The following is a 15,155-nucleotide window of genomic DNA, read 5'->3' as shown; positions in this document are numbered from 1 at the left end:
GAACAGTATCGTTGAGAACCGGGATCAGGAGATGGAGCGATGGGAGAAAATGAAACACTCCGAGAATCCGCTGGACCGGCTTCGCGGAAAACAGATGATCGAGCTCACCGCGGAAGGAAAGCTCGACTTCGAGATCCCGGAACTCACGCGGATGGTCCTTCAGGAGATCACGGTTCATAGCCCTACGAGCTTCACCATCACCTTCCTGGATGGAACCGTGAAGAACGTAAAGATATGAGAGAAGAGTAGCCCTTGCCGAAGATGGCAGGGGCGTTTTTTTATTTTCGGGAACGAGCCCCAATTTTGCGCTGAGGTTGTAAGCTATGGGAAAGATTGAAATTTTGCGCTGAGGTTGTAGAGAGGCATCGATTCTGGTACGGCAGAAGCAGCTTAATATGAACGAGACATCCGAGAATGGAGAACCCTCTATATCTGCGCGAGAGTTGTGTGGATGAGGAAAGGATTGTATTTTGCGCATAGATTGCTATAATGATATTGCAATTAAAAAACAGAAGAACATACTAAAGTAAGCCATGATGGTTGTGGGGTGTTCTGGTGGCGATCTCGATTCCGATCTTTACAGCACAGCTCGAGAAGAGCCGTGATGCAGTCACCGAATCTAACGTAAGAGCCGCGTATGCAGAGGCCCAGGCTGCATGGCTGACGGGTGATAGTGATACAGCTAACGGTGTTACGGTAAGCAAAACGAATGATGCTGGCACTGTTGTAGTTACTGGTGTAAAGATCATGGGCCAACGGGCAAACGGGGCTTTCCAAACTTGGCCATTTAGCTTTAAAGCAGGAAATGGTGCCGCTGCTGCACTTGATAACCAGACTGATCATAATGGAACGACCCTTACATTTACTTATACTGCTGATAACGCACAGCCTACGTTAACGGTTGGAGCATCCAGTCCTTCTGACGACAAGAAACCAGGTGATTAAATTTTATAGTATTTAGACTTGCATCTTTGAGTGCCCTCCGGAGCAATCCGGAGGGTTTTATCATATGGAAAATCCCTCATCACGAGGATGAGGGATTCCTTGACTCTTGGTATAGTAGCAATTATTTATTTGTAAGACTTGTCAAAGTACAAGCACCATCATCGTAAAACGTGAATACCAATTCATAAGTTCCTGCCGTCCCACCAATTGTATCTGTCATAGATGTGTGTGTGAAAGGAAGTTGAGAATCAAGATTGCTCCACACAGACTGCGTTCCCTTTAATACGACTTCTGAAACAGTAGCAGTCTTTGCAGTAAGATCAACTTTTGCATTTCCGCCATCAGACTCTGACAGATATGTCGATGAAGCTTCGGCATATGCTGCTCTGATGTTAGCGATTGAAACCGCATCACGGCTCTTCTCGAGCTGCGATGTAAAGATCAGAATCGAGATGGATACCAGAACACCCCTGAGGCATGTATTCGTGACCTGCTCTGCACTATTACGCGCGCCTGTCCATCGCTTGTAGTGACCCTAGACTATTGCGCAGAATAAGGCCATTTTCCGCAGATTTCAGAACCTGCGGGCGTAATATAAGAATGTGGTTCATCGGCCCATAGGGAGACGACCGGGATGGACCACCTGACCAGCAATTTTCAACGTGCACATTTGCGCATAATGAGGTCGTTTTCCGCAATTTTAAGAACCTGTGGGCGTAATTTAATTTACGGAAAGTATTATCTGATTCTTTTGAGATTATGATGGGGGAGTAATGTGGGTATCCAAGAACGGGACTGGTATCAAAGAGACCAGCGCGCAAAAGAATATAAGGCGGCAGGCGTAAAATATAAAAACTCACAGGACTGGTACTACAGATTGAATGGATATGATTTCGGTCCGTGTGATAAAGACAATATCTGCCGGTTGATGCGAGAGCACAGACTTGATGACAGCAGCCTGGTGAAACATGGGTCAGGCGAGTGGATGCAAATTTCAAAGCTTCGGAAGGAGTTTCCGAAGGGTGGGTATGTTTATTCACAGAATAGAACTGCCGTAGTGAGCGGAAATGCAAAGGGCAGATTTTCCTTAAGCATAGCTGGCATCATTCTTGGCGCGGCTTCACTTTTGCTTGGCGCAAAATGTCAATGGAATATCGTTAACATGATCATCATTATCGCACTGAGTGTTCTGACACCATCTATCCTAAAGACGGAGTGGAAAAGGAAAAGATCATTTTCTGCGATAGGAATGATAGCTGCGATTGTGCTCGTACTTTTGGCTATTTATCTGATCTTCCAGTTATATGGGGCGTTATTATAATTATGAGAGGGGGTGATGCTCTATGAAAAAGAATAAGAAGGGCTTTACATTAGCGAGGCTCCTGATCGTGGTTGCCATCAATTGAGCGCTTGTTGTCACCAGCATTTAAATCATCAGTTTAGGAAAGCAAGAAAAAAATAGGGGGAGCAAGATTATAGCAGCAAGATTATAGAACCGAGCTTAATAGCGACAGGAGGTGAACACAACATGAGGAGAGAAGACAACAAAGGATTCACTCTTGCGGAACTTTTAATCGTAGTAGCCATAATCGGAGTGCTCGTTGCAATATCCATCCCGATCTTCAGTAAGCAGCTGGAGAAAAGCAGAGATGCAGTTACTATTGCCAACATTAGATCGGCATACACTGAGGCGATGACAGAGTACATTAGCCCTGATCCAATTGACAAGAATAAGGAAGGTAATGCTTATCCTTCTGGATGGGTCGGATCAGGCTATCACTTGTGGCTGAATTACAAGGGCGGAAAAATCAACTTCATTGATGTGGTGATTCGGATTGAAAACACAAAGGCATCACATGAACTAAAGAAAATGCTTCAAGATTCTAAACTTCCATTTAAAGTGAATACTAGTGGTTCACAGTTTCCTTCCGGATTGTATATTTTAACCTTCGGCTTCTCTGACGACGGTTTCAGCGGTACGGCTACACTGATGACGATCCCAGATAATAACTGGAAAAATCTTGATCTTTCTGCTCAATGAAATCGTTACAGAACATACAGTACAACAGAATTGATACCTTTGAAGATATGACTAAAAGGAGCACATCATGAACTTAGAAGAATTCACAGATAAAGAACAGAAACAAATCAACGCCGGCCTTTCCACCGCTGAGATCAGTGATAAAGAGACCGCTGACAAGATCCTTGCTCTCGTCCCACAGGAGTGGATCAAGAAGATCCCCTTCTTCGTGAGAAAGCACGCAACGACAAAAACCATCGAGCGGATCGCCAATCAGTATCCTGAGCTGTATGCAGTCGCAAAGAACCCGGGAGAACTGCCGGAAAAAGAGCGTGAAGAGCTTCGAACGATCATCACGGATATCTTCAAAGAGAAGATGAACAAGCACAATATCAAGTAATAATCCTGATTTCAACCCGGACTGCATACACATATGGAGGGAACTTACGATTTCTGCTCAAATTAATGGCTTCCATGTTCGTTCATTCGATGCATTAACGACGCATGAGCTTTATGAAATACTAAGAGCAAGGGCTGATGTGTTTGTGGGAGAGGAGAAGATCCTTTATCCGGATGCGGATGGACTTGACTACAAAAGCCTTCATGTGTTTTGTACCGATCCCACGGGCAAGGTCACAGCATACCTGCGCATGTTTCCGAAGGAAGATGAGCCAGGAACGGTTCAGATGGGACGAGTGCTGACAAGGGTCCATGGAACAGGAGCCGGAAGAAAACTTCTGAATGCCGGGATTCAGGCGGCAAGGGAATGCCTGGATGCACGAGAAATATACGTCGAGTCGCAGAAACATGCAGAAGGGTTTTATGCGAAGGCAGGCTTTGAGGTAACTTCTGAAGATTTCATCGAGGCAGGAATCCCACATGTTCAGATGCGCCTGATGATTTGAATGCTTGCCCTCCCATTAAGAAGATGAGCAGGACAACGTAAAGCACGACATAAACGCCAACATCAGTATCAATATAAAGCGCAACATAAGGACCAACGTCAGCTATAATATAAAACACAACATTAACCAACACATCAAATAACGGATGTCGTATCACGATACTGAATGAGCGGTGTAGAGACTCTGCCTGTATCAATGACACCGATGAGACCCGGAATAAACGGACAATCCAGCCCGCTTGTTTCGGCTTTTCAGTAATCATAGGAGGTGTGATCTCATGTGGACAAAGAACAAAAAAGGCTTCACACTAGCGGAACTTTTGATCGTTGTTGCCATCATTGCTGTGCTCGTTGCGATATCCATCCCAATCTTTACCAGTCAGCTGGAGAAATCACGATTTGCAGTAGACCAGTCTAATGTCAGAAATGCGAAAGCCGCTGCGGCAGCGGAATATTTGAGCACGGGAGCCAGTGGAAAAGTAGAGTATTATTATGACGCATCCAGCGGCAAGGTTACGTCGGATTTTGCAGCAGCAAAGCAGATACCTGTCTACGGCAAATCTACGATGAAGGAAGAAGGTGTAGAAGGCACCGGTAAAAGCAATGGGATGGCAGGCATTGTTATGGTTACCATTGGTACCACGGGGATAGGAGAGGTGCGCTGGACAAAGAATGATATTGAATACGTTAAAGACAATGCTAGATCCTATCTGTCCGAAGATGGAAAGAGCCTGATCTTTAAACCAACGGGCCTGAAAATATTGTCTTTTAAGGATTCGGTTACACCGCTGCAGCAGTTATCAGAAGATGAAAAAAGTAAGGTGACCACCATTTCTTTTGAAGCAAACAATGAATATCCTGATGACCTCAGTCGGAACGGAGAGGGGAGGGGTATGAATTTTGAGGGGCAGTTCAATGGATATTCCAATGTGACGAGACTTGATTTATCCGGCATCAGTATTTCACAAATCAAATTGGAAGACTGGAACGCTTTACCCAGCCTGAACACCATTGTTCTTCCTACAGCGACAATTAAAGATCCCTTCAATATCCCTGGAAAATGGTACTATATGGATGGTGGAAAGAAGGTATACCTTCCGAAGAATAAAGACGGTTCAAGAGTGAATAAGGAAACGAGTGGATTGGAAGGAAAGACGATATATAAAGGAACATAAGGTTGAGAGCTTTTTGAATTTTTATAGACGGCGGTGCGGGGATCATTCCTGCATCGCTTTTTCGTCCTCATCAGTTTTGATTACACATGTTCATTTTTCAGAGCTCAATGACCGGCGTTCATGGTATACTGATTTTATCCAATCATTTTTTACACGCGGGGGACTGCTGCTATGATTCTTGATAAAAAGCAGATGACCGAGGAGGATATCAAGCTCAATTACATCACGCCTGCCATCAACCGGAGCGGGTGGGTGAATGGCGACAACATCACCATGGAGACTAAGATCACGGATGGACGGATCAATCTCCGCGGCAACATGGAATTGTAAGTACCATGTTGTCTTCGCACCGAAATATAGAAGAAAGATATTCTATGAGGAAAAGAGAGTGGAAATTGGATCAATAATAAGGCCGCTATGTAAGCGGAAGGGAGTGAATATATTGGAAGCCGAAGTGTGCCCAGACCATGTGCATATGTTGATAGAAATTCCACCAAAATAAAGCGTTTCTCAATTCATGGGATACCTGAAAGGGAAAAGCAGTCTCATGATATATGAGAAGTGGGGGAACATGAAGTACAAGTATCGGAATCGAGAATTCTGGTGCCGCGGCTATTATGTTGATACAGTTGGAAAAAACACAAAGAAGATACAGGAAAATATTGCGCATCAGCTGGATGAAGACAGAGCTGCGGACCAACTGACGTTAGATCTGGGAGATCCGTTAGACGGGAAGAAGTGATGGTTTGCAAGTGGCGTATCGCACATGCGCTTCTGAGTGCTGCCAGTATTATGAGGGCTTAAGAGCCCGTGTTGTGAAAAACCATCAGCTCAGCTGGTAGATGTTTATTTTTGAACACAGTTATACAATATCAGTGGTATATTGATTTTGATCGTTAGGGTGTCAGTGGGGGGCCTATGGTTGGAAAGTGTATACGTCGATTCAATTGCTATGGATTTGAGTCAGATCAGTATGACTCCTGCAAAGAACAGATTGCGGCGGAGAACTGGAAATCGGCGCGGATTCTTAATCATATTCTGATGGTCATGATGTTTGTTTATGCCATTCTGTCTTTGTCTGGCGTGATCAATCGTTCTTTTGCGCCTTGCTATGAGCTCTACCTGGTCTATACAATCCTTGTGGAGGTACAGTTCGCGATGCCGCATCACAGGAAGGCTGGCAATGTCCGGGCAGCGCGTATCGATATTGGTTCTGCCTGTGCCGGCCTGATGTTTTTCGGGATTGTTGCGTCCATTGTGGATCCTCATCAGATAGCAACATCCTTCCTGGTAATGCAGGCCCTGGTAGCTCTGTTTCTGAATTATTCACTCGGTTATCTGATGCTCTTTGAGCTTGGCTGCATGCTGATTTTTGATATCAGCTCTTATCTTGTCAAGGCTCCTGCCATTGCTTCCGGGGATGTGCTCAATGCCTTTTCCTTCTTCCTGGTTTGCGGTTTTATTGCCTATTTCTTTCACAGGGAGAGGATTCATCACTATCTCATCAGTAATCACTATCACTTCATGGCAAATATTGACAGCCTGACCGGTCTGCTAAATCATCAGTATTTCTTTGCCGAAGCGGATCGGATTCTTTCCGGCATGCCTGATGCGGAGTATGTCTTTGCGGTGATCGACATTGATCACTTCAAGGAAATCAATGACCGGTTCGGGCATCAGGTTGGCGATTATTGTATTCGTGCGGTTGCTACAAATATGCTGTGGTCTTTGCTGCAGAGTGCTCCGGAATCGTGCACGGATGTTGTCAATGATTTATTCCCGGCAGGAAAACAGGCATTTATTGATAATCCCGGTGCTTCCTATGAGTGCGATTATAAATGGACAAATAAGGGTTTTGATAAAGCTAAGGTTGCGACAGGACGGATTGGCGGCGATGAGTTTGCCATTCTTCTGTCAGGCCGTGATCCGATGGCGAGAGTGAGGCTTGCCGCCGAAGCGATTCGTACGGTCAGGCTTCCTGACGGCAGAGGGATTACCTGTTCGATTGGATGTGTGCAGATCAGGGAAAGCGAAAGCGCGGGGGCAATCTATAAATGTGCGGATGATGCGTTGTATGCGGCAAAGAAAAACGGAAGAAATCAGATCTTTGCCGTGGATGGCCAGATCAGTCAGAGTGCGGAAGAACATTGTGATGAAAAGGATCAGACAAGGGTGTAAATGATGTGCGCAAGGAGGCGTTTTACAGTGACTGGTACGGTGTTGAAAATTTGCGGGGGGGGGGTAGAGTCCCTGTATTCCTTATGATGTTGTATTCTGAAAAAGAAGTGTGTCAGTTATCAGTCTGCCGGAAAGCAGGAAATGAGAAGGGAGGAAGAGGTTATGAAAGCCTATGCGTTTTCTGATGATACACGTGCATTTATTGAGAATGTACCGATTCCGATTGCGGTGTATCAGTACATTGATGAACAGATCAGGCCTCTTCTTGTTTCCAGGGCATATCTAGATCTTTTTGGATACAGCAGCAGTGAGGAAGCGGTGTATGGTCTTGGCAGAGATCTCTACCGGGATGTGCATCCGGATGATATTGCACGGATGGAGAAGTGTGCTTACGACTTTGCCATGCATAAGCATGACTATGATGTTGTGTTCAGAAACCGCCGCCAGGATCAGGAGGACTATCATCTGATTCATGCGACAGGCAGACATATTACGGTAGATGGTGCTGATATTGCTTTTATCACGTATGCAGATGAGACGGCAGATACGGGCAGTGATCAGTTGCTTACGGCAGTGCTGACATCTCTGTCTGACAAGTATACGCCTTTTGAAAGTACAGAATTTGCAAAGCATTATGACAGTCTGACCGGACTGCAGAATATGACGCATTTTTTCGATGATGCCGTATCCGGCATTGCGAAGATCCGGGCAAAGAATCAGGTACCTGTCATCATGTATTTTGATCTGAGTGGATTGAAGGAATATAACAGCAGGTATGGCCTTGAGGTTGGGGACCGGCAGATCAGGGCTCTTGGTGAACTGATCAAAACGTATTTTGGCAGGGAGAGGGCTTCTCGGTTTGAAAGTGACCACTTTGCCGTCTATGCAGAAAATGACCGGATTGAAGAAAAGCTGCATGACTTGTTTGCCAGGATGAATGAGCTTGGTGATGGCAATAATCTGACGGTGAAGACCGGCATCTTTAAGTATGATAATCCTGATACCAGACTGACAGATGCCTGTGACAAAGCCAGACTGGCCTGTGAATCCCTTTCCCGGACAACGGTCTCTGCATATGCATGGTTTGATGCCGATATTCAGAAAAACAATGCGATGAAATTCCATATTATGCGGAATTTTGACAAGGCATTGGAAAATGGCTGGATTCATATCTATTATCAGCCGATCATTCGCACCATGACCAGAACAGTATGCAATTGTGAGGCACTGACACGGTGGATTGATCCTGTTTATGGCATGATTTCTCCGGCTCAGTTTATTCCGATTCTGGAGGAAAGCGGTCAGATCTGTCAGCTGGATCTTTATGTGTTTGAACAGGTTTGCAAAGACTATGCAGAGGCTATGAAAGAAGGAATCATTCCGATTCCGGCATCTGTGAATCTGTCCAGAAATGACTTTCTGCATGATGACCTTCCGGATGTGATTGACCGGATTTCAAAGAAGTATGGGGTGCCCAGAGAGTTCACCAATCTGGAAGTTACAGAAAGCTTTTTTATCAAAAATGTTGATAAAGTGGACCGGTTCATTCAGCGCTTTCATCAGATGGGCTACAAGGTGTGGATGGATGATTTTGGATCCGGATACTCATCGCTGGGGGTATTGAAAAACTATTCTTTTGACAAGCTGAAGCTTGATATGTCTTTCCTGCGGGATTTTGATGAGAAGTCCCGGAAGATTATTACGGCTATTGTGCGCATGGCAAAGAAGCTGGATATTTCTACTCTGGCCGAAGGAGTTGAAACAGAAGAGCAGTTTCTCTTTTTGCGGGAAATCGGATGCGAAAACATACAGGGGTATTTCTTTGCGCCTCCGATGCCGGCAGAAAATCTGAAATCGTATTTTCAGCAGCGCGGTCTGGAGCCTGAAGAGGCGCTCTGGAGATCATATCTGACCAGACTGAGCCGCATTGACTATCTTACGGATGCGTCTTTGTGTGTTGTGGACGATGATGGTGAAACACTGAAGATTCTCTTTGCAAATAAGGCTTACAAAGAGATCCTGGCAAAGGATAATGTTCTTAATCTGCAGGAATGGGAGCACAGGATCAATGCGCCCGGTGATCCGGTTCATATCTTTCACCGGCAGTATGCGGATCAGCAGCTCAGAAGAAAAGAAGGACTGCAGACAGCAGCCTATCCTTCCGGTGATCACTATATGCAATTGACAGCATCTGTGGTGGCCAGACAGGGTAGTCATTATCTGTATACCGTTCATATACAGTATGTGAAGGTAAATGTTGCGGATCTCCAGCAGGCATCGCTTGGCGCGATGAGTGATCTGTACTATTTGTGCAATGATATTGCAGTCTATGATCTTAAAAATGATACGGTTCTGGGCATTAAATCTTCTCTGTCGGATCAGCCGATGGGGGTTGGCACAGAGCTGCATCATATTGATGCGGTGATTCATGCCTGGAGGATGAATTACTGCTATCTGCCTGATCAGGAGCGGCTGGCAGATTTTCTGGATGTCACTACTATGAAAGCACGTCTGGAGAAAAGCAGAAATTATGTACTGATGGATTTTTTCCGGAGTATGACGGCATCGGGAGAATATCAATGGTTTCTGCATATCCTGATTCCCGTGCAGAGATCAGATTTCAATAAAGTATTGCACGTGACGGTAAATGCCGTCCTGCCAGAGGCAGATATTCAGGAGATTGCGGCTTTGTATCACCAGGAATACAAGGATCATACGCATGTGGAGATGAGCGGGGATATTCTCTGGAAGAATATGATCATGAATGCAAAACGCATGTATTTCTGGAAGGATGACAGGCGCAGGTTCGTTGGGGCAAGCAAGAGCTTTCTTCAATATTTTGGCCTTCAGTCTGAAAAAGAGATCATTGGCAAAACCGATGAGGATATGGGATGGAATATTCATCCGGGGCCATTCAGAAGGGATGAGGAAGAAGTTCTCAGGAAGGGCAGGAAGTTTTATCTGTGCACTGGGGACTATATTATCAATGGCTCTAATCAGCATGTTGTTGTCAGTAAGATTCCGGTCTATCGTGATGGCAGAATCATAGGAATTGTGGGAACGGTGATTGATTCTGCGGAAGAGCAGCAGGCCATTGCAGAAGGCAGGAGGCTTTCATCTGTTGATCCAGTGACCGGACTTGCCAATGCCCGTGGTGTTTCGGATGGTGTCTATTCCTTCCTTATTGAGTGCTGGCGGACAGGCATGAATTTTGCGATGATCGAGGTATATGTGCCGGAATACCGGGAGGTAATAAGGCTTTATGGAGACAGCTCTGGCGATCGTCTTCTGCAGAAAGTTGGCTGTATTCTGAAAGACTGCGCTGGCAGGAATTGTATCATTGGCAGAACCCAGGAAAGCTATTTTAACCTGATCATGAGATTTACCAGCAAGGAAGAAGTCAGAAACGTTGCCAGAAAGATCCGGACAGCCATAGAGTCTGTGCGGCAGGCAGGTCAGTGGAGCGGCAATTGCAGCGTTGTCATCAGGGCTTCCTATACGGATCCGTCCAGCCGTGAGCCAAATGCCTATCTGAGACGTTTGTCCGGCCTCATTCTCAATAATGAAGATACGGAAGAACTGTGACAGAGCAAAGCTGATGATCCGGTACATCCGGTGATTACATGCAGAAATGCATGGGAAAAGGAATATTGGTGTATGAATAAATAGGATATGGATCAGTATATTGTTTCACATTAAGAATGCACGGGAGATAGGGAATATGACGGACGCTGAGCAGAGAGAGGCTGCACATCAGTTTGTAAATAAGTGGAGAAAAGGCGGAGATGAGAAGCAAGACTGCCATACGTACTGGCTGGGGCTGCTTCAGAACGTCCTCGGGGTTAGCAATGCAATTGATTATATTCAGTTTGAGAAGCCGGTGAAACTACCGGAAAGTGATGGCAAGATTCATACAAGATACATTGATGGATACATATCTGATAAGAAGGTCCTTATTGAGCAGAAAGGAAGCACGCACCCTCTTGATGAAAAAGAGGTCCAGTCCGGTGGAAAGGTGCTTACACCTTATGAGCAGGCAAAAAGGTATAACGACAATCTGCCGTTATCGGAGAAGGCTCGATGGATTGTAACTTGTAATTTTGCTGAGATCTGGATATATGACATGGATATGGTGGTTCCTAAGCCTGACAAGATTTCATTGCCGGATCTGCAGACAAAATTTTCTCTTCTGGATTTTCTTGTTAAGAAGGACGTAAAGCGGTTGTCCCATGAGATGGAGATTTCCATCAAGGCCGGAGATATTGTTGGAAAGTTATATGACGCCTTTATTAAGCAATATAAGGATCCGACCAATGAGCACTCATTAAAGAGTCTGAATGCGCTTTGCGTACGACTTGTCTTCTGCCTATACGCTGAGGATGCTGGAATCTTCGGAGAGCGAGCTATGTTCCATGACTATCTCCAGAGCTTCCGGACGGAGCGCATGAGAAACGCACTTATCGATCTGTTCCGCGTGCTTGACCAGAAGCCGGAAGAAAGAGATCCGTATCTTGAGCCTGAATTAGCAGCTTTTCCTTATGTAAACGGCGGGCTGTTTTCGGATGAGAATATCGAAATTCCGATGTTCACGGATGAGATCAGGGAGCTACTTCTGGTGGAGGCGAGTGAAAACTTCAACTGGTCAGATATCAGCCCGACCATTTTTGGCGCGGTTTTCGAGTCTACACTCAACCCGGAGACAAGACGTTCCGGAGGCATGCACTATACTTCGATCGATAACATTCACAAGGTCATTGACCCGCTGTTCTGGATGATCTGAAAGCAGAATTTAAGGAAATCTGTGCCATCGCGCAGCCGCGGACGAAGAGAAATAAACTGGACGCATTCCAGAAGAAGCTAGCTTCGATTTACTGCCTGGATCCCGCAGCAGGAAGTGGAAACTTCTGCACGGAATCCTATCTGAGTCTTCGCAGACTCGAGAACCAGGTGTTGCAGGAAAAGCAGAACGGACAGATTACGTTTGTTTCCAATAGCCTGAATCCAATCCGGGTGTCGATTCAGCAGTTTTATGGCATTGAGATTAATGATTTTGCGGTAACGGTTGCGAAGACCGCACTTTGGATCGCAGAGTCTCAGATGCTGGAGGAGACAAAGAGCATTCTCTATGGCTTCAATCAGGACTTCCTGCCGCTTAAGACCTATGTGAATATCACAGAGGGGAATGCGCTGCGGCTTGATTGGAATAAGGTCGTGCCGAAAGATAAGCTGATGTATATCATGCAGTAATCCGCCGTTTGTGGGACATCAGTATCGTTCTAAATCGCAAAATACTGATATGGAAATTGCTTTCCATGATTTGAAAAAACACGGAAAATTGGACTATGTGTCTGCTTGGTATAACAAGGCATGCGATTTTATTCAAGGGACAAATATCAAAGTTGCATTTGTTTCTACTAATTCAATTACTCAAGGGGAATCTGTTGGCTTATTATGGAAATTCTTATTTGAAAAAGGCCTTGAGATACAGTTTGCATATCGAACATTTGTATGGGATAGTGAAGCCAATGATAAGGCGCATGTTCATTGTGTGATTATAGGTTTTACGGGATATCATGTGGATGGAAAAAAACTCCTTTTTGTTGAAGATCAGCCACATGAGGCATCCCACATTAATGGATATCTTTTGGATGCGCCAGACGTTTTTATTGAGTCACGAGGACGTCAATTATCCGGCCTGCCAGCAATGAGCAAGGGAAGCCAACCAACAGATGGCGGATTTCTGCTGCTTTCAAAGGAAGAAAGAAAACAGTTGATTCGGAAATATCCTGCATCGGAAGAATTCATAAAGAGATTTGTTGGATCCAGGGATTTGATCAATAACGAGGTGAGGTATTGTCTGTGGCTTAAAGGCGTTGCGCCATCAGCATATCGGAACATTCCACCAATTATGGATAGGATAAAAAAAGTTGAGGAGGTGCGGCTGCAAAGTCCTACCAAATCTGTGAACAAAGATGCTCAGACTCCAATGTTATTTACGCAAATCAGACAGCCAACAACAAATTATCTTGCTGTTCCGGAGGTCTCTTCTCAGAATAGAAGGTATATACCTATAAGTTTTATGTCTCCGGATATCATAGCGAGTAATAAGCTATATTTAGTTCCAGAAGCTACTATGCTCATGTTTGGCATAATGATGTCCAATGCCCATATGGCATGGACACGCGTGGTTTGTGGAAGATTAAAGAGCGATTATAGCTATTCGCCTGCGGTTTACAACAATTTCCCTTGGCCATCTCCTACAAACGAGCAGAAGGCACGCATCGAGCAGACCGCTCAGGGTATCCTCGACGCCCGAGCTCTTTACCCGGACAGTTCTCTCGCTGATCTGTATGATCCTTTAACCATGCCGCCTGAGCTCAGAGAGGCCCACACGGCAAATGATATCGCGGTGATGAAGGCATATGGCTTTTCCACGAAAATGTCAGAAGCAGACTGCGTAGCGGAACTGATGAAGATGTATCAGAAGTTGACGGCAGATGAGAAGACTTCAGAATGAATCAGCGTATCGTCACCAGACTGGATGAATTGCTTCCACAGATTGATGGACTGAAGTAGGTAATGAGTTTGAGTGGATCAATATTCACTGTGAGGCAGTGTTGAACATGAAGCAAGAGGTGTACATATGTCAGATCCCAAACACGGAAACCTAATGAAAATTATCAGAATTACAATCAAGGGAAGTTCCGGATATTGCCCGGTGGATATAGCATTTCAGGATCGTATTTCACTGACACCGCACTCCATCGAATATACCTATAAGCCGTATTATCAAAGTGAGATGAACCGTCCTCGGAAGTGGTTCTATAAGACGGACAGCCCTATATTTGCTGCTCTTTACCATCAGGTTGAGACGCTTCTTCCCCGCTACCTCGATTCGGATGAAAAGCTGATGTACAAGGACCTTGGTATCACAGAGATTATAGTCACATACGAAGACAAAAGCCGTCGAACTGAGAGCTGGTGCTGCCCATCAGTGTGGTTTTCAGAGCTATTTGCCGTGATCAAAAAGATGGTTCCTGCATGTGAGGACGTGCCGGAAGTGTTGGTTACGAACGAGAACGAAGAAGAGTAACATCATTTCAAAATTCCCCATTGACACCCCGGCTTGTCCGGGGTATTATTTTACTTGCAAGTGTAATAAATATTACAGATAGGAAAAATGTCATGCGCCATAAGAACGAGGAGTACTTTGATGTACTGGCGAAATTTATCGAGGACTACTGGGATGAGTATGGTGTATCCCCTACCAACCAGATGGTCGCAGACGGAACGCACCTCTCGACGGCAACCGTCAGTCGATATCTCCAGTACATGAGAAAAAACAATCTGATCGATTATCACGGCCATCAGGGCTATCGGACGAAACGCCAGATGGACAGCCAGACCGGGAAGATCTCTGTTCCTCTCCTTGGGGCTGTGGCCTGTGGTGTTCCGAAACTTGCGGAGGAGAACATCGAGGAGTATGTAGACCTTCCGGTCGTGCTCTTCGGCAGAGGCACGTTTTACCTGCTGCGTGCGGATGGGGATTCGATGGTGAATGCCGGGATTAACACCGGAGACCTGGTCCTCATTCGAAAGCAGGACAGCGCTGAGCCGGGGCAGATCGTGGTGGCGCTCATGGAGACGGAGGCAACGCTCAAGCGCTACTTCCCAGAACCGGAGTTTAACCGGATCCGGCTTCATCCGGAGAACGACCACATGGAGGATATCTACGTTCCGACGTGTGAGATACAGGGGGTGGCCATTAAAGTCATTAAGGATCTGGAGTAGGAGAGATGAAGCAGAGGTGTAACAACAAAAAAGTGTTGTCCGGCAAATTAAATGATGTCCCATCCGGCAGATTATTTCGCGCCGATTTTGGATTTCTACAGATGTGTCAGTCACTTTAAAAGTAACTGTTTCTGCGAATTGT

General features: G+C 45.5%; 14 protein-coding genes and 2 pseudogenes. All 16 read left to right on the top strand.

Annotation, left to right across the window (positions count from 1 at the left end):
* Positions 1 to 238 (top strand): annotated as a pseudogene (locus ACTQ1N_RS11860) (recombinase family protein); the annotation flags it as partial.
* Positions 239 to 555: 317 nt separating this feature from the next.
* Positions 556 to 945, top strand: coding sequence for a hypothetical protein (locus ACTQ1N_RS11855; protein WP_441956883.1), 390 nt, complete (start codon positions 556 to 558; stop codon positions 943 to 945).
* Positions 946 to 1,720: 775 nt separating this feature from the next.
* Positions 1,721 to 2,266, top strand: coding sequence for a hypothetical protein (locus ACTQ1N_RS11850; RefSeq protein WP_441956882.1), 546 nt, complete (start codon positions 1,721 to 1,723; stop codon positions 2,264 to 2,266).
* Positions 2,267 to 2,473: 207 nt separating this feature from the next.
* Positions 2,474 to 2,986, top strand: a complete 513-nt coding sequence (locus ACTQ1N_RS11845) for a type IV pilin protein (RefSeq protein WP_441956881.1) — start codon at positions 2,474 to 2,476, stop codon at positions 2,984 to 2,986.
* A gap of 67 nt (positions 2,987 to 3,053) precedes the next feature.
* Entirely contained in the window at positions 3,054 to 3,365 is a 312-nt protein-coding gene (locus ACTQ1N_RS11840; protein WP_441956880.1) for a hypothetical protein, read from the top strand.
* 25 nt (positions 3,366 to 3,390) lie between these two features.
* A complete protein-coding gene (locus tag ACTQ1N_RS11835; protein WP_441956885.1) occupies positions 3,391 to 3,870 on the top strand; it encodes a GNAT family N-acetyltransferase in 480 nt (159 codons plus the stop codon).
* 277 nt (positions 3,871 to 4,147) lie between these two features.
* Positions 4,148 to 5,044 carry a type IV pilin protein gene (locus ACTQ1N_RS11830; protein WP_441956879.1) on the top strand — a complete coding sequence of 299 codons (897 nt, stop codon included), beginning with the start codon at positions 4,148 to 4,150 and terminating at the stop codon, positions 5,042 to 5,044.
* 171 nt (positions 5,045 to 5,215) lie between these two features.
* Positions 5,216 to 5,374 (top strand): hypothetical protein, encoded by a 159-nt coding sequence (locus ACTQ1N_RS11825; RefSeq protein WP_441956886.1) that lies wholly within the window; start codon positions 5,216 to 5,218, stop codon positions 5,372 to 5,374.
* Positions 5,337 to 5,786 (top strand): annotated as a pseudogene (tnpA, locus tag ACTQ1N_RS11820) (IS200/IS605 family transposase). Before ACTQ1N_RS11825 ends, tnpA begins: the two are co-directional and overlap by 38 nt.
* A 176-nt stretch (positions 5,787 to 5,962) precedes the next feature.
* Complete coding sequence (locus ACTQ1N_RS11815) at positions 5,963 to 7,222, top strand: GGDEF domain-containing protein (protein ID WP_441956878.1); 1,260 nt, start codon at positions 5,963 to 5,965, stop codon at positions 7,220 to 7,222.
* Between the two features lie 162 nt (positions 7,223 to 7,384).
* Positions 7,385 to 10,807: an EAL domain-containing protein gene (locus tag ACTQ1N_RS11810; RefSeq protein ID WP_441956877.1), complete on the top strand. Its 3,423-nt coding sequence runs from the start codon at positions 7,385 to 7,387 to the stop codon at positions 10,805 to 10,807.
* A gap of 136 nt (positions 10,808 to 10,943) precedes the next feature.
* Positions 10,944 to 12,002, top strand: coding sequence for a type IIL restriction-modification enzyme MmeI (locus ACTQ1N_RS11805; protein WP_441476283.1), 1,059 nt, complete (start codon positions 10,944 to 10,946; stop codon positions 12,000 to 12,002).
* A complete protein-coding gene (locus ACTQ1N_RS11800; protein WP_441956884.1) occupies positions 11,990 to 12,469 on the top strand; it encodes a DNA methyltransferase in 480 nt (159 codons plus the stop codon). The genes ACTQ1N_RS11805 and ACTQ1N_RS11800 overlap by 13 nt, the downstream gene beginning before the upstream one ends.
* A 49-nt stretch (positions 12,470 to 12,518) precedes the next feature.
* Entirely contained in the window at positions 12,519 to 13,739 is a 1,221-nt protein-coding gene (locus ACTQ1N_RS11795; protein WP_441956876.1) for a type IIL restriction-modification enzyme MmeI, read from the top strand.
* A gap of 153 nt (positions 13,740 to 13,892) precedes the next feature.
* On the top strand, positions 13,893 to 14,315 hold the full coding sequence (locus ACTQ1N_RS11790; RefSeq protein ID WP_441956875.1) for a hypothetical protein: 423 nt from the start codon (positions 13,893 to 13,895) through the stop codon (positions 14,313 to 14,315).
* Between the two features lie 92 nt (positions 14,316 to 14,407).
* The gene (lexA, locus tag ACTQ1N_RS11785) at positions 14,408 to 15,013 is read left to right on the top strand and encodes a transcriptional repressor LexA (protein ID WP_441476286.1); all 606 of its coding nucleotides are present in this window, start codon (positions 14,408 to 14,410) and stop codon (positions 15,011 to 15,013) included.
* The last annotated feature ends 142 nt before the right edge of the window (positions 15,014 to 15,155 follow it).

This window comes from Porcincola sp. LCP21S3_C12 (genome assembly GCF_052118625.1).
Classification (GTDB): domain Bacteria; phylum Bacillota; class Clostridia; order Lachnospirales; family Lachnospiraceae; genus Porcincola.
The sequence above is the reverse complement of the archived record's forward strand: the minus strand, read 5'-3'. Positions and strand labels throughout refer to the sequence as shown.